Raw genomic sequence first — 19,370 nt, forward strand, 5'->3', positions numbered from 1 at the left:
GGCCGCTCCGATCGCGCCAAGGGCCGATCAGTCGGTGCCGGCCGGCTCCTCGCCGGAGCCGACGAGCGTCAGGCGCGGGGTCGAGGCCTTGCGCTCGGCGGTCTCGATCAGGCGAAGGCTCGTCGCCTGGCGGCTCTTCTTCAGGTCCTCGGCGATCTCGCTCGTGTTTCCGGAGATCCGCTTGGCGCGCTTGTCGTATTCCGCCATCGAAACGACGGAGGAGTCACCGGTCTCGGGGATGCGCGCCATGTCCACCTCGAAGGAAGAGACCGTCCGCACGAGCGCGTGGCGGGCATGACCCGAGCCTAGCACGCTTTCCCGCATTCCCGCCGAACGATTTGCCGTCGACCCACCGTGCGGTTCTCGGATCGAGACGCACGCTTTCGTGTTTGTCGCACGCGGTGTTTGCTAAATGTCGCCGAGTGTGCAAAAAGTACAACATCGATCTCTGGCCAGATATCCGGCCGTTCCGTCCGTAATGGACGTGCGCTGATTTTCTCCCACATTTCGACGACCCGCGACCTGGCGCGTGATTCACATGCGCCGGTCGAATTATGACGACTGATAAGATACGGAATTTTCTATGAGCACCGGCACCGTCAAGTGGTTCAACGATCAGAAGGGCTTCGGCTTCATCCAGCCGGATGACGGCGGCAAGGACGTCTTCGTGCACATCTCGGCTGTGGAGCGCGCCGGAATGCGCGGCCTGACCGAAGGCCAGAAGATCTCCTACGAGATGGAGACCGATCGTCGTAGCGGCAAGCAGTCCGCCGGCAGCCTCCAGGCCGCCTGAGCACCGAGTTCGCCTCGGATCGTCGTCGAAGCCGTCCCACCCGGGACGGCTTCGCGCGTTTTCGGAGCGTTGCGACCGAAGCGCGATGAGCGAGTCTCATCGCCGACCGCGTCCCGCCACGGCGGGGCGGCCGCCATCCGCCGAGCGTCATGGGCCGCGAGCCTTGCGATTCGGTCCGACCTGTCTGACCGCAGCCGGCATGGGGCCGGTGGCGCATAAGGATCTTGTGTGAATCAATCCAAGGACAACCAGTTCTCCGACCGGCTCGAGACCGCTGCGAAGGCGCGGGAAGCGATGCTGGCGCGCTATCGTTCGCGGCCGGCCGCCGATGATCCCGCCGTCGTCGCCCGCCAGGCCGAGCGTCAGGCCGTGATCGAGGCCCGCGAGGAGCGCAACAAGGAGCGCGAGGCCGCCCGGATCGCCGCCGAGATCCAGCGCGTCGCCGAGGCGAAGGCCCAGCGCGAGTTCGAGGCCGCCGAGGTGCTGCGCATCGCCGCCGAGAAGGCCGAGCGTCAGGCCGCCCTGGCCGCCGAGCAGAAAGAGGCGCGCGACGCCCGCTTCGCGGCGCGCAAGCTGCGCGCGCGCAAGTAGGCCCGCAGCCGAGCCCCGGCGACGATCCGACCGACGCGGCTCAGGCCGCGGCGGGCGGGCCGGCGCCACCCGACCCAGCCGAATCCGTCACTTCGAACGTCGCACCCGCCCCGGGTCCGGCAGCCGGCGTCGCGGCGATCAGGAGTGATGTACGATGTCCCACAAGTTCAAGCTCGGCCAGCGTGTCCGTCAGTCGCGCGGCGGCTTCGGCTCCGTCAAGGACGATGCCTCGGGCCTGCTGTGCGAGATCGTCCGCCTGATGCCCGAGGACCGGACCGGCGAGCCTTGCTACAGGATCAAGTCCTCGGCCGGCGAGCGCGCCGCCAACGAGAGCGAGCTCTCCCTCGCCGGCTGATGCGCCACGGCGGCTGCGAACGGTCGCCGCACACCGCCCCAACGCCTTCGGCGTCTCGCGCGCGGACGTCTGCAAGGCGCGCGGACGTGCCGTGCGTTGCCAAACGCGCGGACCTGCGCCATCTCAACCTCGATGCCGGCCGTGGCCCTTCTCGCCAGCCGCATGCGGCTCCCGCTGACGGGCCGGGTGGCGTCTCCCGCCCCGGTCCGCCCATCGATCGGGAGCCGTTCCATCCCTGGGCGGCGTTTCACGTCGACCCCAACCCCAAGCAGGCAATGAGTAAGCGCACCAGGCAAAGGCCGCAGGAGCGAGGCTCCGTGCTGTTCGACGTCGTCTACGAGGACGGTTCGCAAGCCTCGAACCGCCGCGTCCCGATGGAGATCCTCGGTGGTCTCGACGGCGACGAGCCAGCCCGCGAGGTGATCTCGGCGCAGGACGAGGAGATCGCCCAGAAGTCGGGGCGTCCGCAGCGGACGATCCTCAGTCTCTCGCGTTCGCCGATCCCCGAAGCGAAACCGAAGCCGCCCCGCGTCGCGTAAGGGAGCGCGACAGTGGGAGAGCACGACATGGGCCACAAGTTTCATCTCGGGCAGCTCGTGCGTCGCCGCGACCTCGCGGCGGCGCGAAACGGCAACCGCATCTTCGAGGTGATCGGCCTGTTGCCGGCCGAGGCGGGCGCGCCGAATTATCGGATCCGCAGCACCGAGGCCGGTACGCACGAGGTGCGCGAGGACGGCCTGACGGCCGCCTCGTGCTGCTCGGCGCCGGCATCCTGATCGGCGTCGGACCGAGCGCGCGTTGGAGCGGCGCGTCGGCAGTGGCATAAGACGGACGTCCCGCTTCCGGGGCCTCCGCCCGGACCTTCGCCCGATGCGCCGCCTCCCGCCGGCCCCGACATTCCCCGGCACGATAGCACCCCGCCCCGCACGGTGCCCGGCATGACCGCGCCGGACCTCGCGGCCGTGCGTCGCCCGGCCCAGCGCCGGCTGGGCGGCCCGCGCACCCTGTGGAAGCGGCTTGCCCGCGCCATCGGCGACCTGCTGCCGAAGGGGCTCTATGCCCGCTCGCTGATCATCATCATCGCCCCGGTGGTGCTGCTGCAATCGGTGATCGCCTACACTTTCATGGAGCGGCACTGGCAGCTGGTGACCAAGCGCCTGTCCTCGGCCGTCACCGCCGACGTCGCGGCCCTGATCGACATCTACGAGGTCTATCCCCAGGACAAGGACGCCGAGACGCTCTCGCGCATCGCCGGCGAGCGGCTGAACCTCGACCTCGACATCCTGAAGGGGGCCAAGATCCCGCCGCCGGGGCCGCGGCCGTTCTTCTCGATCCTCGACGAGGCGCTGTCGGACGAGTTGAAGCGGCAGATCGGCCGGCCGTTCTGGATCGACACCGTCGGGCGCTCGAACCTGATCGAGATCCGTGTCGCGATCCCCGACGGGGTGATGCGCATCACCGCCCGCCGCTCGCAGGCCTACGCCTCGAACTCGCACATCTTCCTGGTCTGGATGATCGGCTCGTCGATGGTGCTGCTCGGCGTGGCGATCCTGTTCCTGCGCAACCAGATCAAGCCGATCCTGCGGCTGGCCGCGGTGGCGGAGGGCTTCGGCAAGGGCCGCGAGATCGAGTTCCGCCCCCGCGGCGCCCGCGAGGTCCGCCAGGCCGGCCACGCCTTCATCGAGATGAAGCGCCGCATCGAGCGGGCGATGGAGCAGCGCACGACGATGCTCAACGGCGTAAGCCACGACCTGCGCACCATCATCACCCGGTTCCGCCTCTCGCTCGCCCTGATCGAGCAGACCCCGGAGATCGACGAGCTCTCGCGCGACGTCGACGAGATGAGCCGGATGCTGGAAGGCTACCTCGCCTTCGCCCGCGGTGATTCGGCCGAGAACGCGGCGCCGACCGACATGCGCGCCCTGCTGGAGGACCTGCGCACCGACGTCGAGCGCCTGGGCGCCCAGGTCTCGGATTTCGAGCTGGCCGGGTCGCCCTCGGTCACCGTCCGGCCGGACGCGTTCCGGCGCTGCCTGTTCAACCTCGCCGCCAACGCCGCGCGCTACGGCGAGACGGTGGCGATCTCCGGCCGGGCCGAGGCGCGGGCGTTCTTCGTCTCGATCGACGACGACGGCCCGGGCATCGCGCTCGAGAGCCGCGAGGAGGTGTTCAAGCCGTTCGTGCGCCTCGACGATGCGCGGCAGGATGCCGGCGGCTCGGGCCTCGGCCTGTCGATCGCCCGCGACATCGCCCGTGCCCATGGCGGCGACGTCTCGCTCCACGACAGCCCGCTCGGCGGCCTGCGGGCGACGGTGCGGGTGCCGGCGTGACGGCGGCGCCGCCCGAGGCTCGTCAGCGGGCGCGTTCCTGGATGTGCGTGATCTCGAGACGGGCGCTCGTGAGGAGGTATTCCAGGGTCTTCAGGTCCAGGCCGGCCTCGTGGAAACGGACCTGCAATCCTGCCTCGCCCCTCCAGTCGTACCCGGCGTCGGAGGGAAGATATTTGAGCAGCATCGCGCTGGCGACGTTCTTACGGACGTAGCCGCGATGACGGACCAGCCTGCCGATCTGCAGCACCAGCGCGTCAATCTGCGCGCGATCCGACATGATCGAGCGCGGCTTCGACACAGGTGAGCGCATCAATTCGGTTTCCCCTTGTTAGGGGCGAACATAGACGCCGAGACTTGCGTCTTTCTTAGCAACGCCAATCGATCTCGTAAAAATGTCCGCGTTGCTACCCCGCCGATATTTGTCGATCTCAGCTGCGGCCAGGCTCGATCGCGCGGCAAAAAAACGGTGCGCCGGGTGTCCCCACGGCCACGTCGGGATGCTAAGGACGAGCGATCCGTCCAAGCGCGAGGGCTGCGCCGCCGCCCCGCACGACCTGAGTGCCGTTCATGAACCCGCTCGTTCCGCTCTTCATCCTGATCTCGCTGCCGCTCGCTGCGATCGGCCTCGTGCTCTACACCGACACCGGCATCGAGCCGGCCCTGTTCTACGCGTCGGTGAAGACCTTCGTGATCCTGGCCGTCATCGCCGTGGCGCTGTCGTTCGGCGCGAGCAAGCTGGCCGAGCGCTCCAAGAACTGAGCGCTGCGTCCCTCCCGGCACGCGGCGTGCAGGGAGCAGGCTTCGTTCCGGGCAGGACGGCGCGTCGGGCACTCGCGAGGCTCGGCTGCGCGAATCACGAGGGCGTTTCCATGATGCAGATCGTTCCGGCCTTCGGACGCATCGGCGAGGAGAACGCCTTCGCCGTTCTCGCGCGGGCCAACGCGCTAGCGGCCCAGGGGCGCGACGTCATCAATCTCGGCATCGGCCAGCCCGACATGCCGACCCCGGCCCACATCGTCGAGGCCGGCATCCAGGCGTTGCGCGACGGCCATCACGGCTACACGCCGGCCACCGGCATCCTTCCCTTGCGCGAGGCGGTCGCCCGCGACATCCACCGGCGCCACGGCGTCGAGGTCTCACCCGAAAGCGTGATGATCGTGCCCGGCGGCAAGGTCACCATGTTCATGGCGATCCTGATGTTCGGCGAGCCCGGCGCCGAGATCCTCTATCCCGACCCCGGCTTCCCGATCTACCGCTCGATGATCGAGTTCACCGGCGCGACGCCGGTCCCGGTGCCGATCCGCGAGGGCAACGGCTTCGCCTTCTCGGCCGAGGAGACCCTGGCGCTGATCACGCCGAGGACGCGGCTGCTCATCGTCAACTCGCCGGCCAACCCGACCGGCGGCGTGACCCCGAAGGCCGAGATCGACGCCCTCGTGAAGGGGCTCGCCGACCACCCCGGCGTGGCGGTGATGTCGGACGAGATCTACGGCACCATGACCTACGACGGGCAGGCGCATCACTCGCTGCTCAAGTACGAAGCGATCCGCGACCGGCTGATCTATCTCGACGGCGCCTCGAAGACCTACGCGATGACCGGTTGGCGGCTCGGCTGGTCGGTCTGGCCGAAGCCGCTCTACGAGGCGGCGCGCAAGCTCGCGGTCAACGCCCATTCCTGCGTCAACGCGGCGACGCAGTGGGCCGGCATCGCCGCCCTCGACGGGTCGCAGGATTGCGTGGCCGAGATGGTCGCCGAGTTCGACCGGCGGCGGACGATCGTGGTCGACGGGCTCAACGACCTGCCCGGCGTCTCCTGCATCGTGCCGAAGGGCGCGTTCTACGCGTTCTCGAACGTCGGCCGCACCGGCTGGAAGGCCAAGGCCCTGGCCTCGACCCTGCTTGAGGAGGCCGGCGTCGCCGTCATCGGCGGCCCGGATTTCGGCGTGCACGGCGAGGGCTACATCCGCCTGTCCTACGCCAACTCGGCCGAGAACATCCTGCGCGCGCTCGAGCGAATGAAGACGTTCCTCAGCGAGCGCAAGCCGGGCTGAGGCGACGGTCGGACGCGTACCCTTCCCTCCCCCGCAAGGGGGAGGGAAGACCAGAGCCCCTCAGGCCGCCATCGCCTGCGCGTTCGGCTCGGCCGCGCGCACGTCCGCGTCGACGTGCTGCTCGAAGCGCTTGAAGTTCTCCTTGAACATGCCGACGAGCCGGTTCGCCGTCTCGGCGAAGGCGGCCTTGTTGGCCCAGGTCTTCACCGGCTGGAGGATGTGCGGCTCGACGCCGGGCACCGAGACCGGCACCGCGAAGCCGAAATACGGGTCGCGCCGGAACTCGGTCTTCGACAGCGAGCCGTCGAGCGCCGCCGTGAGCAGCCGGCGGGTGACGCGGATCGGCATCCGCCGCCCGGTCCCGACGCCGCCGCCGGTCCAGCCGGTGTTGACGAGCCAGCAATCGACGTCGTGCCGGGCGATGAGGTCGCGCAGCAGGTTGCCGTAGGTGCTCGGGTGGCGCGGCATGAACGGCGCGCCGAAGCAGGTCGAGAACGTCGCCTCGGGCCCGGTCAGCCCGCGCTCGGTGCCGGCGACCTTGGCGGTGTAGCCGGAGAGGAAGTGGTACATCGCCTCCGCACCGGTGAGCTTGGCGATCGGCGGCATCACGCCGAACGCGTCGCAGGTCAGCATCACGATGTTCTTCGGGTGCCCGGCCCGGCCGGTGTCGCTGGCGTTGGCGATGAAGTCGAGCGGGTAGGCGCAGCGGGTGTTCTCGGTGAGCGAGGCGTCGTCGAAATCCGGGATCCGGGTCTCGGGGTCGATCACCACGTTCTCCATCACCGTGCCGAAGCGCTCGGTTGTGGCGTAGATCTCGGGCTCGGCGTTGCGCGAGAGCCGGATGGTCTTGGCGTAGCAGCCGCCCTCGAAGTTGAAGATCCCGTCCGAACTCCAGCCGTGCTCGTCGTCGCCGAGCAGCTTGCGCGAGGAATCGTTGGAGAGCGTGGTCTTGCCGGTGCCCGACAGCCCGAAGAAGATCGCCGAGCCGCCTTCGGCGTCGAGGGCGGCGTTGGCCGAGCAGTGCATCGGCATCACCCCGGCGCCCGGCAGGATGTAGTTCAGGTAGGTGAAGACCGACTTCTTCATCTCGCCGGCATAGGCCGAGCCGCCGATCAGCACGATCCTGCGGGTGAAGTCGATGGCGATGACGGTCTTCGACCGGCAGCCGTGGCGGGCCGGGTCGGCCTGGAAGCTCGGCAGGTCGATGATCGTCATGTCCGGGACGTAGGCCGCGATCTCGGCGCGCGGCGGCCGGATCAGCAGGTTGCGGATGAAGAGCGAGTGCCAGGCGAATTCCGAGAACACCCGCGCCTTCACCCGGTGCGCCGGGTCGGCACCGCCGTAGAGGTCCTGCGCGAACAGCTCGCGGCCTTCGGCGTGGGCCTGGAAGTCGGCGAGCAGGGCGGCGAACTGGTCGGGCGTGATCGCGCCGTTGTTCTCCCACCAGATCTCGTTCTCGGTGCTCGCGTCGCGCACCACGAACTTGTCCTTGGGCGAGCGCCCGGTATGGCTGCCGGTGGTGGCCACCAGCGCGCCGCCGCGCGCCAGGCGGCTCTCGCCGCGGGCGAGGGATTCCTCGTAGAGGCGCGGGGCCTCGAGGTTCCAGTGCACGGCCTTCAGGTTGCGCAGGCCGATCGCCTCCGCGCCGTGGGCCGCGTTATGATCGCCGATGTTGCTCAAGGTCTCTCTCCCGGGCCCCTGCTCGCGCCGCGTCGCTGCTCCGGGCGCGCCAGGCGCCGGATCATGGGAGCGTCCGTGCGGTCGTACAGGACCGCCGCACGCAGGTTCGCCGCTCCCGGCTCGTCTTGGATAGGCGGCAAGCTTTCGCCGTCAACTTGGACGAAGGGCGGTGGGGGACAGACGAGGGCCGCTTGTCAGGGCCCCGGAAACCGTTCACCCGAGCGCATCGCATCGCCGCCGCGTGGGACCCCACGCCGCCTTCATCCCGGCCGCGTTCGGCGGTATCGCATGGGCGCTCCCGCCCCGACCCGGCCCCGCCCAGGCCCCGCCCAGGCCCCGCCCAGGAAAACGAACCGTTCATGCCGCAAGCCGTCGCCGGCCCCGAGATCGAGCGCCTGATCCAGCTGCTCGCGCGGATGCCGGGCCTAGGGCCCCGCTCCGCCCGGCGGGCGGCCCTGCAGCTCATCAAGAAGCGGGACACGCTGCTCGCGCCGCTGGCCGACGCGATGCGGGTCGCGGTCGAGCGCATCGTCGTCTGCCGCGAATGCGGAAACGTCGACACCTGCGATCCGTGCACGATCTGCAGCGACCCGTCGCGCGACCCGACGCTGCTGGTCGTGGTCGAGGACGTGTCCGATCTCTGGGCGCTGGAACGCTCGGGCGCGGTGCAGGCGCGCTACCACGTGCTCGGCGGCGTGCTCTCGGCCCTCGACGGGGTCCGGCCCGAGCACCTCAACATCGCCAGCCTCGTGGAGCGGGCGGCCCGACCGGAGGTGAAGGAGATCATCATCGCGCTGAACGCCACGGTCGACGGGCAGACCACGGCCCACTACGTCACCGACGCGATCAAGGACCTCGGCCTGACGGTGACGCGGCTCGCCCACGGCGTGCCGGTCGGCGGCGAGCTCGACTATCTCGACGAGGGCACGCTGACGGCGGCGATCCGCAGCCGCACGGCGTTCTAGGACCTGCCGCGGCGGCGGCGGCGCGGGCATTTGACCGCCCTCCCCCCGCATCCTATTCCGGCGACACGCCCGCCCCGCCACCTGCCCCGTCACCCGGTCGAGCCATGACGATCCGTCCCCTCGTGATCCTGCCCGATGCGCGCCTGCGCCTGCCGTCGGAGCCGGTCGGCCCCGTGACGAAGGAGATCCGCACCCTCGCCGACGACATGCTCGAGACGATGTACGACGCGCCCGGCGTCGGCCTCGCGGCGATCCAGATCGGCGTGACGAAGCGGATGGTGACCATCGACACCTCCAAGGAGGAGGGCGTGCGCAACCCGCAGATCTTCCTCGATCCCGAGATCGTCTGGGCTTCCGAGGAGACGCGGGTCTACGACGAGGGCTGCCTCTCGATCCCGGAGGTCTACGGCGAGGTCACGCGGCCGGACAAGGTGCGGGTGCGGTTCCGCGACCTCGACGGGGCGGTGCAGGAGATCGAGGCGTCCGGCCTGCTCGCCACCTGCATCCAGCACGAGATCGACCACCTCAACGGCGTGCTGTTCATCGATCACCTGTCAAAGCTCAAGCGCGACCGGATCGTGAAGAAGTTCACCAAGGCGGCCAAGCGCGACGCGGCCTGATCGGACACCGGACATGCGCGTCGTCTTCATGGGCACCCCGGATTTCGCGGTGCCGACGCTCGCGCGTCTTTCGGAGGACGGCCACGCCATCGCGGCGGTCTACACCCGCGCGCCGGCGAAGGCCGGGCGCGGCATGGCGCTGCGCCCCTCCCCCGTCCATGCGCTCGCGGACCGGCTCGGCCTGCCGGTCCTGACCCCGTCGACCCTCAAGGACGCCGAGGCCGCCGAGGCCGCCGAGACCTTCGCGCGCCACCGGGCCGACGTCGCCGTCGTCGTCGCCTACGGCATGCTTCTGCCGCAGGCGATCCTCGACTCGCCGCGCCACGGCTGCCTCAACCTGCACGGCTCGCTGCTGCCGCGCTGGCGCGGGGCGGCGCCGATCCACCGCGCGGTGATGGCGGGCGACGGGATGAGCGGCGTCGGCGTGATGCGGATGGAAGCCGGCCTCGACACCGGGCCGGTGGCGCTGGAAGCCCGCATCCCGATCCGCCCCGGCATGACCACGGGCGACCTGCACGACGCGCTGATGCCGGCGGGCGCCGACCTGATGGCGCAAGCTCTGCGGGAGCTCGACGCCGGCACCCTGACCTTCCGGCCGCAGGCCGAGGACGGCGTGCTCTACGCCAGGAAGATCACCAACGACGAGGCGCGGATCGACTGGGCCCGGGATGCCGCCGCGGTCGCGGCGCAGATCAACGGGCTGAGCCCGTTCCCGGGCGCCTACTTCGAGGTGGACCTCGGGAAGGGCGCCGAGCGGGTGAAGGTGCTCCGGGCTCTGCCCGCCACCGGATCGGGCGTCGCCGGAACGCTCCTCGACGCCGACGCCACGGTCGCCTGCGGCTCGGGCGCCGTGCGGATCCTGGAGGTCCGACGCGCCGGGAAGGGCGGCAGCGCCAGCGGCGCGGAGTTCCTGCGCGGGGCGCGGGTGATTGCCGGCGCGCGTTTCGGATGAGGGAAATCGACAACCGCCCCTTCCCTCCCCCCTCTGCGGGGGAAGGTACCCTGCGCCGCAGGGGGGGAGGGAAAGGCGCGTCCTCCGCTCGCCTGCAGAGCCCACCCTGATGCCGCGTTACAAGCTCGTCATCGAGTACGACGGCGGGCCCTTCTGCGGTTGGCAGCGGCAGGCCGACGCGCCGAGCGTGCAGGGCGCGATCGAGACGGCGGTGACGCGGTTCTCGGGCGAGACGCAGGGGCTGACCTGCGCCGGGCGCACCGATTCCGGCGTGCATGCGACGCATCAGGTCGCCCATCTCGATCTCGCCAAGGACTGGCGGACGGACGTGGTGCGCGACGCGCTGAACGCGCATCTGCGCCGGGTGCCGGTCTCGATCCTCTCGGCGGAGATCGTCCCCCCCGACTTCAACGCGCGGCATTGGGCGATCCGGCGGCACTATCGCTACCGCATCCTCGACCGGCGCAGCCCGCCGACCTTCACCGGCGGCCAAGTCTGGCACGTGCCCTGGGCGCTCGATGCGGCGGCGATGCACGCGGCCGGGCAGAGCCTGCTCGGCCTGCACGACTTCACCGCCTTCCGCGCCGCCGAGTGCCAGGCCAACAGCCCGGTGCGAACCCTCGACCGCCTCGACGTCGCCCGCCGTGCGATGGGATCGATGGAGGAGATCGTGGTCGAGACCCACGCCCGCTCCTTCCTGCACCATCAGGTCCGCAGCATGGTCGGCACGCTGATGCTCGCCGGAAGCGGGCGCCTCGATGCGGCCGGCCTCGCCGACATCCTCGCCTCGCGCGACCGCAGCCGCTGCGGACCGATGGCGCTCGCCTGCGGGCTGTGCTTCGTCGGCGTGGATTATCCCGCCGAGGGCCCACCCGTCTGGCCCGACGCCGGAAAGTAGGCGTCGAGCATCCGGCCGTAGATCGCCGTCAGGCGGTCGAGGTCGGCGACCGGCACGCACTCGTCGACCTGATGCATGGTCTCGCCGACGAGGCCGAACTCGATGACCGGGCAGAAATCCTTGATGAAGCGCGCGTCCGAGGTGCCACCGGTGGTCGAGAGCTTCGGACGCAGCCCGGTCTCGGCCTCGATCGCGTCGGAGACGAGCGCGATGAAGGCGTCGGGCTGGGTCAGGAAGGCCGGAGAGTTCGAGGGCGCGAGGTCGAGGGCGTAGCGGACCGTGCCGCCGGCGGCCGCGTCGAGGCGGCGGCGGATCTCGGCGGCGAGCGTCTGCGCGTCCCATCCCTCGTTGAAGCGGATGTTGAACACCGCCCGCGCGTCGGCCGGGATGACGTTGGTCGCGGGGTTGCCGACGTCGATCGTCGTGAACTCGAGGTTCGAGGCGTCGAAATGCGCGGTGCCGCCGTCAAGCGGGTCCGCGGCCAGCGCCGAGGCGAGGCGCAGCATGCCCGGGATCGGGTTCTCGGCCCGGTGCGGGTAGGCGACGTGGCCCTGCCGCCCGTGGACGGTGAGCTTGCCGGTGAGCGAGCCGCGCCGCCCGATCTTGATCATCTCGCCTAGGGTGCTCGGGTTCGTCGGCTCGCCGAGCAGGCAATGGTCGAAGCGCTCGCCCCGGGCCTTCGCCCAGTCGAGCAGCTTGACGGTCCCGTTGACCGCCGGTCCCTCCTCGTCGCCGGTGATCAGGAAGGCGATCGAGCCGGGAAGACCCGGGCCGCGCGCCTGCAGGAACCGGAGCGTGGCGGCGAGCATGCAGGCGATGCCGCCCTTCATGTCCACGGCGCCGCGCCCGTAGAGAACGCCGTCGGCGACCGCGCCCGCGAACGGGCCGCTCCGCCACGCGGCGGCGTCTCCCGGCGGCACCACGTCGGTATGGCCGGCAAACAGCAGGCAGGGCGCGCCGGTGCCGATCCGGGCATAGAGGTTCTCGACGTCCGGCGTGCCGGACTCGGAAAAGACCGGCCGCGAGACGGCAAACCCGGCCGCGGTGAGGATCCGGTCGAGCAGCGCAAGCGCCCCGCCCTCCTCCGGGGTCACCGAGGGGCAGCGCAGCAGCGCCTGCGCCAGGTCGAGCGGGCTCGCCTCCGCGCTCACGCCGACATCCTGACGATCACCGAGGCCTCGCCCGCGGAGCTACCGTGGCGGTGTGGATCCGTCGGCGCGATGGCGGAGGACGGCGGCTGCATCTTCAACCCTTCTTGAGAAACCGAGCTTACGACAACCCGGAGCAGGAACAGGCACCGCACCGCAAGGGCCGCGGAAGGATAGGAGCATCGCGGCATGGTTGCGAAGGCGTGGTCCGAGCTCGCCGCTTCCCGCAACCATCTCAGCCTGATGGAGCCTCCGCCGGAGAAGCGATCGGGCGGGGGCCGCCACACGGTGATGATCCCGGCGACGATCACCTGTCCCGACGGGACGACCCATGCCTGCGTGATCCGCGACATGTCGGTCGCGGGCGCGAAGCTCGCGATCTCGCGCCGCCATCGCCTGCCGCCGGGCTTCGCCCTCACCGTGCCCGGGTACGACCATGCCTATCCGGTCGCACGCAAGTGGCAGCGCGGAGACTTCGCCGGCGTGGTGCTGACGCTTCCGAAGCCCGACGGCGAGCCGCATCCGGAGTGATGCGCGGCTGCGCGAGGCGACCGCCGCCTCGCGCTCCGAGACCCGCGCGCGGCGGCTACTTCAGCACCGCCACCTGTGCGTCGCCGAGGCGACGCGTGACGCTGACGGTGACGTCGCCGCCGTGGCGTTGGAACCGCAGGTCGACCCGCGAATCGCCCAGGCGCACGTTGTAGAGCGAGACCCCGTCGAGGAACGCCGGCAGGATCGGGTTGCGCAGGCGGACGCGGTTGCGCGCGTGATCGAGCTCCAGCCCGAGGCAGGCCGAGAGGAAGGCGAACGGCGCCGCCGCGGCCCAGGCCTGCGGGCTGCACGCCACCGGGTAGGAGACCGGCCCGCGCTGGCGCCGGCGCATGAAGCCGCAGAACAGCTCCGGCAGGCGCTTCTGGTCCTGGTACAAGGCGGTCTCGAACATGCCCTGGAAGATGCGCGCGGCCTCGTGCTTGAGGTCGTAGCGGGCGAGCCCCATCGCGATGATCGCGTTGTCGTGCGGCCAGATCGAGCCGTTGTGGTACGACATCGGGTTGTAGCGCGCCTCGCCGCGGGCGATCGTGCGCACGCCCCAGCCGTTGAAGCCGTCCTTCGACAGCAGCGTCGCAGCCACCTGCGCCGCCCGCTCGGGCTTGGCGATGCCGGTGAACAGGGCGTGGCCCGCATTGGACGAGCGCACGGCGCATTGACGCTTCTCGCCGTCGAGCGCCAGCGCGTAGGTGCCGATCTCGGCGTTCCAGAACGCGGCGTCGAACTTTTCGCGCAGGTCGTTCGCCTCGAGCGTCAGGCTCTCGGCCATGGCGTCGTGACCGAGCATCGCAGCGAGCTTGGCCATGCCGTTCTTGGCGGCGTAGACGTAGCCCTGGACCTCGCACAGCGCGATCGGGCCCTTGGCCAGATGCCCGTCGGTGTGGAAGATCGAATCGTGGCTGTCCTTCCAGCCCTGGTTCTCCAGCCCCTTGTCGGTGTCGCGGGCGTACTCGACGAAGCCGTCGCCGTCGCGGTCGCCGTACTCGTTCATCCAGGCCAGCGCGAGCTCGAGCGCGGGCCAGATCCGGGTGATGGTCTCGCGGTCGCCGGTGACGGCGTAATAGTCCCAGGCCAACATCACGAAGAGCGGCGTGCCGTCGATGGTGCCGTAATAGTGCCGGAACGGCACCTCGCCGAGCATCGCCATCTCGCCGCGGCGGGTCTCGTGCAGCACCTTGCCCGGCTGCGCGTCGGCGGCCGGATCGACGGTCTTGGCCTGCGTCACCGCGAGGTAGCGCAGCACGCCCTTGGCGAACTTCGGATCGATCCACAGCGCCATCATCGCGGTGATGATGCCGTCGCGCCCGAACACCGTGGAGTACCAGGGGATGCCGGCGAACGGGTAGATGCCCTCGGGCGTCCGGCTCGCCAGCATGTAGAGGTCGGCGGTGGCGCGGCAGGCGGCCTCGTTGAATTGGTCGTTCGACGAGATGATCGTGGTGATGCCGGCGGTCAGCTCGCGCAGGTCGCGCCGCGCGTCGCGGTAGGCGCGGGCGAAGACCATGCCTTCGTAGAGGCCCTTCGGCGGCCGCACCGCGGTGCTGCCCGAGGCGAGCGAGAGCGCGGCGGCGGCATCCTCGCCGGTCTTCTCGGCGGACGGCGCGCTGGTGAAGGCGCGATGCGCCTCGCACACCACGCGGACGAACAGCGAGGCACGGCCCTCGGGCGCCAGAGTCACCTCGAAGACGGCACGGCCGGGCTCGAGCAGCTTGGGCTTGGGCCCGAAATGCAGCGCGGTGGTGCGCACGATCTCGTCGAGGCCGACGTAGCGGAACTGCACCTCCTGGTCGCTCGCGACCTGCACTGCGCGCTTGCCGCGGCTGGTGCGCGCGGTGCCGCGGACCTCGAACAGGTCGCGGTAATCGGCATCGAACGTCACTTCGATGCGCAGGGTGCGCTGGCGGGAATCGTAGGAGCGCAGGCCGATCCGGTCGTAGCAGGCGCCGCGGAACAGGAATTTCGTGCGCTCGATCGCGATGATCTCGCGCGCCAGCGTGATCTCGTCGCCGCCGTCGAGGCGGATGTCGGGGGTCGTCATGTCGACCGAGAGTGCGCCGTTGTCGTCCTGCATCACCGAGGACAGCATCAGCGGGCGCTGGCCCTCGATGGTGAAGTGCAGGCGCGACAGGTAGCGCGTATCCTGAAAGTACAGGCCTTCCGGGCCGGGCTGCACGCCGATGTCGCCGAACGAATCCAGCACGGCGAAGGCCTCGCCGAACTTGAGCGAGCGCAGCGGCCGGTCCACCAGCGAGGTCTGCGCCTCGATGTGGTACTGCGGAAGCACCTCGTCGGCATCCTGGAAGCCGCGCGGAATCTTCTGCTGCGCCTCGCTGCCGGGCTGCGCCTTTGCCGTCATCGTGTCCGCCATGCGTGACCTGCTCCGCGCATCCTGGAGTGCGAATCGAAAGGGCCGCCGGATCGCGCCTTTGCGATGCGGCGGCCCTGGTGACCGTCTGATTGAGCCGTTTGTACGACGGGGCGAGGACGGAGAAAACCCTGCCCGCGCCGCTTCGACGGCTCTTGGACGGCCCTTGCAAGCCGAATGCCGGATGCGGCGGCGGGCGAGGCCCGCCGCGACCGGATCAGGCCGGCATCGCGGCGATCGAGATCGCCGGGCGGGCCGAGCCGTTCATCTCTCCGTAATGCGGGGCGAAGGCGGAGGCGGTCGGCAGGGCGATCACCGACTCGCGGGCGGCGAGCAGTTCCTCGTAGGCCGCGACGTACTTCTTGACCATGCACTCGGCGGTGAACGCGGTCTCGAAGTGGCGGCGGACGCCGGCGCGGCTCATGGCCTTGACCTTGGCCACCGCAGCGACCGCGTCGTCCATGGTCTCGCACAGCACGCCGCTGACGCCGTCGGCGATCACCTCCGGCACGGAGCCGTTGCGGAAGGCAATCACCGGAGTACCGGCCGACATCGCCTCGATCATCACCAGGCCGAAGGGCTCCGGCCAGTCGATCGGGAAGGCGAGCGCCAGGGCGTTGCCGAGGAATTCCTTCTTCTGCTCCTCGTTGATCTCGCCGATATATTCGATCAGCGGGTGGTGGATCATCGGCTCGATGACCTCGTCCCAGTAATCCTGATCGGCCTTGTCGACCTTGGCGGCGATCTTCAGCGGCGTGCCGGAGCGGATCGCCATCTCGATGGCGCGGTCCGGGCGCTTCTCCGGCGAGATGCGGCCGAGAAAGGCGAGGTAGCCACCCTTGGCCTCGGGGGAATACGGGCAGTTCTGGGCCGGCAGGCCGTGATGGATCGTCGACAGCCAGTTGACGTTCGGCGGCATCGGCTCGCGCTGGTTGTCGGAGATCGACACCAGCGGCATCCCGGTGAAGGTCCTGTAGACGGGCATGAAGTCCGGCACGTCGAGGCGGCCGTGCATCGTGGTGATGCACTTGTGGTTCAGATCCTCAAACATGGGATACTGCAGCAGATCGATGTGAAAATGCAGGATGTCGAACTCGTGCGCCCGTCGATGAACCTGGTGCAGCATCGCGAGATGGCTCGCGGTATGATCGCGATAGCCCAGAAGACGCAGACCTTCGGGCGTGCAGGCCGCGAGCTTGGCGGACGTCTCGGAATCGCCGCTCGCGAACAAGGTGACGTCGTGGCCCTGGCGGACCAGTTCTTCGGTGATCCAGCTGACGACGCGCTCTGTGCCGCCGTAGAACTTGGGCGGTACGGCTTCCGAGAGCGGGGCGATCTGGGCAATGCGCACGAAAGGTCTCCTGAGTAGCCTGCGTTTCGGGGATCTAACCCGACCCGGGCTGAGTGGGACATGAACGAAACCCACGGCCAAGGTTATGGTTCCTTGTGCGGTGCAAAGGCAGCGCTTCGTCGTCTTCACCGGGACTTGTCCCCGGTATCCTCGACGACCGGTCGGCCCGCGATGCCCGATCGAGCCGCGAGCCCCGTGGACCGGGACGCCGGCGGACATGGCGATCCGCGGCGCGCACTAGAATCGAAATCGTAACGAGCAGCTTTGAAGTATTACAAATCAATGTTGTGGCCTTTCGGCGACGCCTCCGGAAGGATCATATCCGTCGGCCGCTTTCCGCGTTGAGATCATTGCAAGCACCGCACGCTATCGCTCAAGGATTGCGCGGAGCCGATCAGCTTCGAATATGCGAGCGCGAGCGAAAACCATGGTCGGTGATGGTGGAGATGCGAGACGGCCCCGTCATGAAACCATCGGTTGCTTTCTCGCCGCGGTGGCCTGCCTGCTGGCGGGTGTCGCATCCCCGGTCCCAGCACTGGCCGGCCCGGCCACGGACGAGGTCGTCCTGTCGGAGCTGAGCGTGACCGGCACGGGCGGCGAGCGGGCGGGCGGACCGGTGGTCGGCTATCGCGCCACGCGCTCGGCGACGGCCACGCGCACCGATACGCCGCTGGCCGATACGCCGCAATCCGTCCAGGTGGTGCCGCGCGACGTGTTGGTGGATCAGCAGGACGTTCGGCTCGGCGACGCGCTGCAGAACGTCAGCAACGTGCAGCCGGGCGGCACCCTGCAGGGCCGCAGCGAGACCTTCATCATCCGCGGCTTCGCCACGCAGACCTACGCCATCGACGGCATCCTGTTGAACCAGGCGAGCAACTTCTACACCGTCCAGCGCGACCTCGCCGACGTGGAGCGCATCGAGGTGCTGAAGGGACCGGCCTCGGTGCTGTACGGCCGCGGCGAGCCCGGCGGCCTGATCAACATCGTCACCCGGCAGCCGACGCTCGTCCCGTCCGGCGACCTCAGCATCCAGGGCGGCAGCTTCGGCTTCCGGCGCGTGCAGGGCTCGGTGTCGAGCGCTATCCCGGGCGTCGAGGGCCTGGCGGCCCGCATCAGCTTCGCGGGACAGTCCGACCCGACCTTCCGCAACTACGGCGATCGCGACAATGCCCGCACCTTCGTGGCGCCGGCCTTCGCCTGGAACCCGTCTCCCGACACCCGCGTGTCGTTCGTCGGCGAGTTCACCCGCACCGACACCCAGTACGACGAGGGACTGATCGCCCGGAACGGACGCGTCCTCCTCGACGACATCGGCCGCTACTACGGCGAGCCCTTCAGCCGCTACAACGCCACGGCGAATTTCGGCGTGCTCCGCATCGAGCACGACGTGAACGAGTCCATCACCCTACGCGAGGTCTTCAGCGCCCAGGGCGGCGCCTTCGATCTCGTCGCGACCCGTGCGACGGGCCTGACCGACGACAACAGGACCGTGTCACGGCGCGAGACCGCGGTCCGCTCGGCCTATGCCTCGATCGACAGCCAGACCGAGATGGTCGCGAAGTTCGACCTGTTCGGGCTGCGCAACACCGTGCTGGTCGGGTTCGAGTACACCGACGGCTTTCGCCATTCCTACACGACGCAGAGCACCGGCTATCCGTCGGTCAGCTTCCTCACGCCGACCTTCGGCTCGCCCATCGTCGGCACGGCGCTGCAGGGCGACCTCCGCCAGAGTAGCGAACTCTACGGCCTCTACCTCCAGGATCAGGTCGACCTCGGCTACGGCCTGCAGGTGCTGATCGGGGTCCGCTACGACACCGGAACGCAGTTCTACTTCAACCGGACGCCGACCTCGCGCACGATCCCGCCGGACCTGGCGTTGTCCGGGACCTCGCCGCGGGTCGGCCTCGTCTACCGGCCGTTCGATCCGCTGACGCTCTATGCGAGCTACACGACGTCGTTCAAGCCGCAGACCGCCAACGTCCTCAACGTCTCGAACCCGACGCCCGAGACCGGGGACCAGGTCGAGGTCGGAAGCCGCCTCGACCTCACGCCGGACCTGACCCTGAGCGCGGCCGCCTTCCGCATCACCCGCCAGAACGTGGCCGCCGCCGACCCCGTCAACACCGGCTTCTCGGTGATCACCGGCGAGCAGCGCTCGCAGGGCGTCGAGGCGGATCTGGCCGGCCAGATTCTGCCGGGCTGGAAGGTCATCGGCAGCGTCGGCTACCTCGATGCGCGGATCACCAAGGATGACGTCTACGTCGTCGGGAACCGCCTGATCGGCGTGCCGAGCTTCAGCACCAGCCTGTGGTCGACCTACCAGTTCCAGGAGGGCCCGTTGCGCGGCTGGACCGTCGGCGGCGGCATCACCTATGTCGGGCGGCGCACCGGCGACCTGAACAACAGCTACTCCGTCGGCGGCTTTGCGCGCCTCGACGCGGCCGTGTTCTACGATATCGACGAGCACGCCCGCTTCTCGCTGAATGCCCGCAACCTCACCGACCGGCGCTACATCGAGCAGCCGTTCAACCAGTTCAACAACGCCCCGGGCGCGCCGCTCTCGGTGCTCGCCACGATCACGGCCAAGCTGTGAGCCGAGCCCCGGACGCGTCGCTCGGGACGGCGGGGCCGATCGGGCATCCGCGAAGGCATTGAAGCGGCGCGCGGTTTCTGCCATAAGCCGCTCCGCGTGGAACCGCCCGGCCGGTTAGGGCTGCCGTGG

At 69.6% G+C, this 19,370-nt stretch carries 20 protein-coding genes; 14 read left to right on the forward strand and 6 right to left on the reverse strand.

Going from position 1 to position 19,370, the window contains the following annotated elements; all coding sequences use genetic code 11:
- Window positions 1-27: 27 nt before the first annotated feature.
- Entirely contained in the window at window positions 28-249 is a 222-nt protein-coding gene (locus MKK64_RS09030) for a hypothetical protein (RefSeq protein ID WP_147726900.1), read from the reverse strand.
- A gap of 334 nt (window positions 250-583) precedes the next feature.
- Between MKK64_RS09030 and MKK64_RS09035 the strand changes: the two genes are divergently transcribed.
- From MKK64_RS09035 to MKK64_RS09060, 6 genes are all read left to right on the forward strand, one after another.
- Window positions 584-793 (forward strand): cold-shock protein, encoded by a 210-nt coding sequence (locus tag MKK64_RS09035; RefSeq protein WP_147726903.1) that lies wholly within the window; start codon window positions 584-586, stop codon window positions 791-793.
- Between the two features lie 228 nt (window positions 794-1,021).
- Complete coding sequence (locus MKK64_RS09040) at window positions 1,022-1,384, forward strand: DUF6481 family protein (RefSeq protein ID WP_243933760.1); 363 nt, start codon at window positions 1,022-1,024, stop codon at window positions 1,382-1,384.
- A 154-nt stretch (window positions 1,385-1,538) separates the two neighbouring features.
- Window positions 1,539-1,739: a hypothetical protein gene (locus MKK64_RS09045; RefSeq protein ID WP_147842575.1), complete on the forward strand. Its 201-nt coding sequence runs from the start codon at window positions 1,539-1,541 to the stop codon at window positions 1,737-1,739.
- 275 nt (window positions 1,740-2,014) lie between these two features.
- Complete coding sequence (locus tag MKK64_RS09050; protein WP_147726909.1) at window positions 2,015-2,278, forward strand: hypothetical protein; 264 nt, start codon at window positions 2,015-2,017, stop codon at window positions 2,276-2,278.
- A 27-nt stretch (window positions 2,279-2,305) separates the two neighbouring features.
- Window positions 2,306-2,515 (forward strand): hypothetical protein, encoded by a 210-nt coding sequence (locus MKK64_RS09055; RefSeq protein WP_147726911.1) that lies wholly within the window; start codon window positions 2,306-2,308, stop codon window positions 2,513-2,515.
- 162 nt (window positions 2,516-2,677) lie between these two features.
- Entirely contained in the window at window positions 2,678-4,069 is a 1,392-nt protein-coding gene (locus tag MKK64_RS09060) for an ATP-binding protein (RefSeq protein WP_243933762.1), read from the forward strand.
- A gap of 22 nt (window positions 4,070-4,091) precedes the next feature.
- On the opposite strand, the gene MKK64_RS09065 is transcribed toward MKK64_RS09060, so the two are convergent.
- Window positions 4,092-4,367: a hypothetical protein gene (locus MKK64_RS09065; protein WP_243933764.1), complete on the reverse strand. Its 276-nt coding sequence runs from the start codon at window positions 4,365-4,367 to the stop codon at window positions 4,092-4,094.
- A gap of 269 nt (window positions 4,368-4,636) precedes the next feature.
- On the opposite strand from MKK64_RS09065, the gene MKK64_RS09070 reads away from it, so the two are divergent.
- Together MKK64_RS09070 and MKK64_RS09075 are read left to right on the forward strand one after the other, a co-directional pair.
- Complete coding sequence (locus tag MKK64_RS09070) at window positions 4,637-4,828, forward strand: hypothetical protein (RefSeq protein WP_147726916.1); 192 nt, start codon at window positions 4,637-4,639, stop codon at window positions 4,826-4,828.
- Between the two features lie 110 nt (window positions 4,829-4,938).
- A complete protein-coding gene (locus MKK64_RS09075; RefSeq protein ID WP_243933766.1) occupies window positions 4,939-6,120 on the forward strand; it encodes a pyridoxal phosphate-dependent aminotransferase in 1,182 nt (393 codons plus the stop codon).
- A gap of 60 nt (window positions 6,121-6,180) precedes the next feature.
- On the opposite strand, the gene MKK64_RS09080 is transcribed toward MKK64_RS09075, so the two are convergent.
- Window positions 6,181-7,800, reverse strand: a complete 1,620-nt coding sequence (locus MKK64_RS09080) for a phosphoenolpyruvate carboxykinase (RefSeq protein WP_147859656.1) — start codon at window positions 7,798-7,800, stop codon at window positions 6,181-6,183.
- A gap of 359 nt (window positions 7,801-8,159) precedes the next feature.
- Between MKK64_RS09080 and recR the strand changes: the two genes are divergently transcribed.
- The 4 genes from recR (at window position 8,160) to truA (ending at window position 11,235) form a co-directional block, all read left to right on the forward strand.
- Window positions 8,160-8,765 carry a recombination mediator RecR gene (gene recR, locus MKK64_RS09085; protein ID WP_147730063.1) on the forward strand — a complete coding sequence of 202 codons (606 nt, stop codon included), beginning with the start codon at window positions 8,160-8,162 and terminating at the stop codon, window positions 8,763-8,765.
- 104 nt (window positions 8,766-8,869) lie between these two features.
- The gene (locus tag MKK64_RS09090) at window positions 8,870-9,385 is read left to right on the forward strand and encodes a peptide deformylase (RefSeq protein WP_147859132.1); all 516 of its coding nucleotides are present in this window, start codon (window positions 8,870-8,872) and stop codon (window positions 9,383-9,385) included.
- Window positions 9,386-9,398: 13 nt separating this feature from the next.
- Complete coding sequence (gene fmt / locus MKK64_RS09095; protein WP_243933773.1) at window positions 9,399-10,337, forward strand: methionyl-tRNA formyltransferase; 939 nt, start codon at window positions 9,399-9,401, stop codon at window positions 10,335-10,337.
- A gap of 109 nt (window positions 10,338-10,446) precedes the next feature.
- On the forward strand, window positions 10,447-11,235 hold the full coding sequence (truA, locus tag MKK64_RS09100; RefSeq protein WP_243933777.1) for a tRNA pseudouridine(38-40) synthase TruA: 789 nt from the start codon (window positions 10,447-10,449) through the stop codon (window positions 11,233-11,235).
- Here truA and dapE read toward each other — a convergent pair.
- The gene (gene dapE, locus MKK64_RS09105; RefSeq protein ID WP_243933779.1) at window positions 11,190-12,386 is read right to left on the reverse strand and encodes a succinyl-diaminopimelate desuccinylase; all 1,197 of its coding nucleotides are present in this window, start codon (window positions 12,384-12,386) and stop codon (window positions 11,190-11,192) included. The genes truA and dapE overlap by 46 nt on opposite strands.
- Before the next feature lie 186 nt (window positions 12,387-12,572).
- Here dapE and MKK64_RS09110 point away from each other — a divergent pair, with 186 nt between their 5' ends.
- Window positions 12,573-12,914: a PilZ domain-containing protein gene (locus MKK64_RS09110; RefSeq protein ID WP_147859128.1), complete on the forward strand. Its 342-nt coding sequence runs from the start codon at window positions 12,573-12,575 to the stop codon at window positions 12,912-12,914.
- 55 nt (window positions 12,915-12,969) lie between these two features.
- Here MKK64_RS09110 and MKK64_RS09115 read toward each other — a convergent pair whose 3' ends face one another.
- Both MKK64_RS09115 and MKK64_RS09120 read right to left on the reverse strand, forming a co-directional pair.
- On the reverse strand, window positions 12,970-15,288 hold the full coding sequence (locus tag MKK64_RS09115; RefSeq protein WP_243934169.1) for a glycogen debranching N-terminal domain-containing protein: 2,319 nt from the start codon (window positions 15,286-15,288) through the stop codon (window positions 12,970-12,972).
- A gap of 226 nt (window positions 15,289-15,514) precedes the next feature.
- Window positions 15,515-16,648 (reverse strand): glycosyltransferase family 4 protein, encoded by a 1,134-nt coding sequence (locus tag MKK64_RS09120; protein ID WP_243933781.1) that lies wholly within the window; start codon window positions 16,646-16,648, stop codon window positions 15,515-15,517.
- A gap of 427 nt (window positions 16,649-17,075) precedes the next feature.
- Here MKK64_RS09120 and MKK64_RS09125 point away from each other — a divergent pair, with 427 nt between their 5' ends.
- The gene (locus MKK64_RS09125) at window positions 17,076-19,241 is read left to right on the forward strand and encodes a TonB-dependent siderophore receptor (protein WP_243933783.1); all 2,166 of its coding nucleotides are present in this window, start codon (window positions 17,076-17,078) and stop codon (window positions 19,239-19,241) included.
- Window positions 19,242-19,370: the final 129 nt, after the last annotated feature.

Source organism: Methylobacterium sp. E-025, from assembly GCF_022829705.1.
Lineage (GTDB): Bacteria > Pseudomonadota > Alphaproteobacteria > Rhizobiales > Beijerinckiaceae > Methylobacterium.

What these genes read in the sequence shown, in the direction of transcription:
- MKK64_RS09030 (WP_147726900.1), bottom strand. Translation starts at nt 249, where the DNA reads ATGGCGCGCATCCCCGAGACCGGTGACTCCTCCGTCGTTTCGATGGCG.
- MKK64_RS09035 (WP_147726903.1), top strand. Translation starts at nt 584, where the DNA reads ATGAGCACCGGCACCGTCAAGTGGTTCAACGATCAGAAGGGCTTCGGC.
- MKK64_RS09045 (WP_147842575.1), top strand. Translation starts at nt 1,539, where the DNA reads ATGTCCCACAAGTTCAAGCTCGGCCAGCGTGTCCGTCAGTCGCGCGGC.
- MKK64_RS09050 (WP_147726909.1), top strand. Translation starts at nt 2,015, where the DNA reads ATGAGTAAGCGCACCAGGCAAAGGCCGCAGGAGCGAGGCTCCGTGCTG.
- MKK64_RS09055 (WP_147726911.1), top strand. Translation starts at nt 2,306, where the DNA reads ATGGGCCACAAGTTTCATCTCGGGCAGCTCGTGCGTCGCCGCGACCTC.
- MKK64_RS09060 (WP_243933762.1), top strand. Translation starts at nt 2,678, where the DNA reads ATGACCGCGCCGGACCTCGCGGCCGTGCGTCGCCCGGCCCAGCGCCGG.
- MKK64_RS09070 (WP_147726916.1), top strand. Translation starts at nt 4,637, where the DNA reads ATGAACCCGCTCGTTCCGCTCTTCATCCTGATCTCGCTGCCGCTCGCT.
- MKK64_RS09075 (WP_243933766.1), top strand. Translation starts at nt 4,939, where the DNA reads ATGATGCAGATCGTTCCGGCCTTCGGACGCATCGGCGAGGAGAACGCC.
- recR (WP_147730063.1), top strand. Translation starts at nt 8,160, where the DNA reads ATGCCGCAAGCCGTCGCCGGCCCCGAGATCGAGCGCCTGATCCAGCTG.
- MKK64_RS09090 (WP_147859132.1), top strand. Translation starts at nt 8,870, where the DNA reads ATGACGATCCGTCCCCTCGTGATCCTGCCCGATGCGCGCCTGCGCCTG.
- fmt (WP_243933773.1), top strand. Translation starts at nt 9,399, where the DNA reads ATGCGCGTCGTCTTCATGGGCACCCCGGATTTCGCGGTGCCGACGCTC.
- truA (WP_243933777.1), top strand. Translation starts at nt 10,447, where the DNA reads ATGCCGCGTTACAAGCTCGTCATCGAGTACGACGGCGGGCCCTTCTGC.
- MKK64_RS09110 (WP_147859128.1), top strand. Translation starts at nt 12,573, where the DNA reads ATGGTTGCGAAGGCGTGGTCCGAGCTCGCCGCTTCCCGCAACCATCTC.
- MKK64_RS09115 (WP_243934169.1), bottom strand. Translation starts at nt 15,288, where the DNA reads ATGACGGCAAAGGCGCAGCCCGGCAGCGAGGCGCAGCAGAAGATTCCG.
- MKK64_RS09125 (WP_243933783.1), top strand. Translation starts at nt 17,076, where the DNA reads ATGGTCGGTGATGGTGGAGATGCGAGACGGCCCCGTCATGAAACCATC.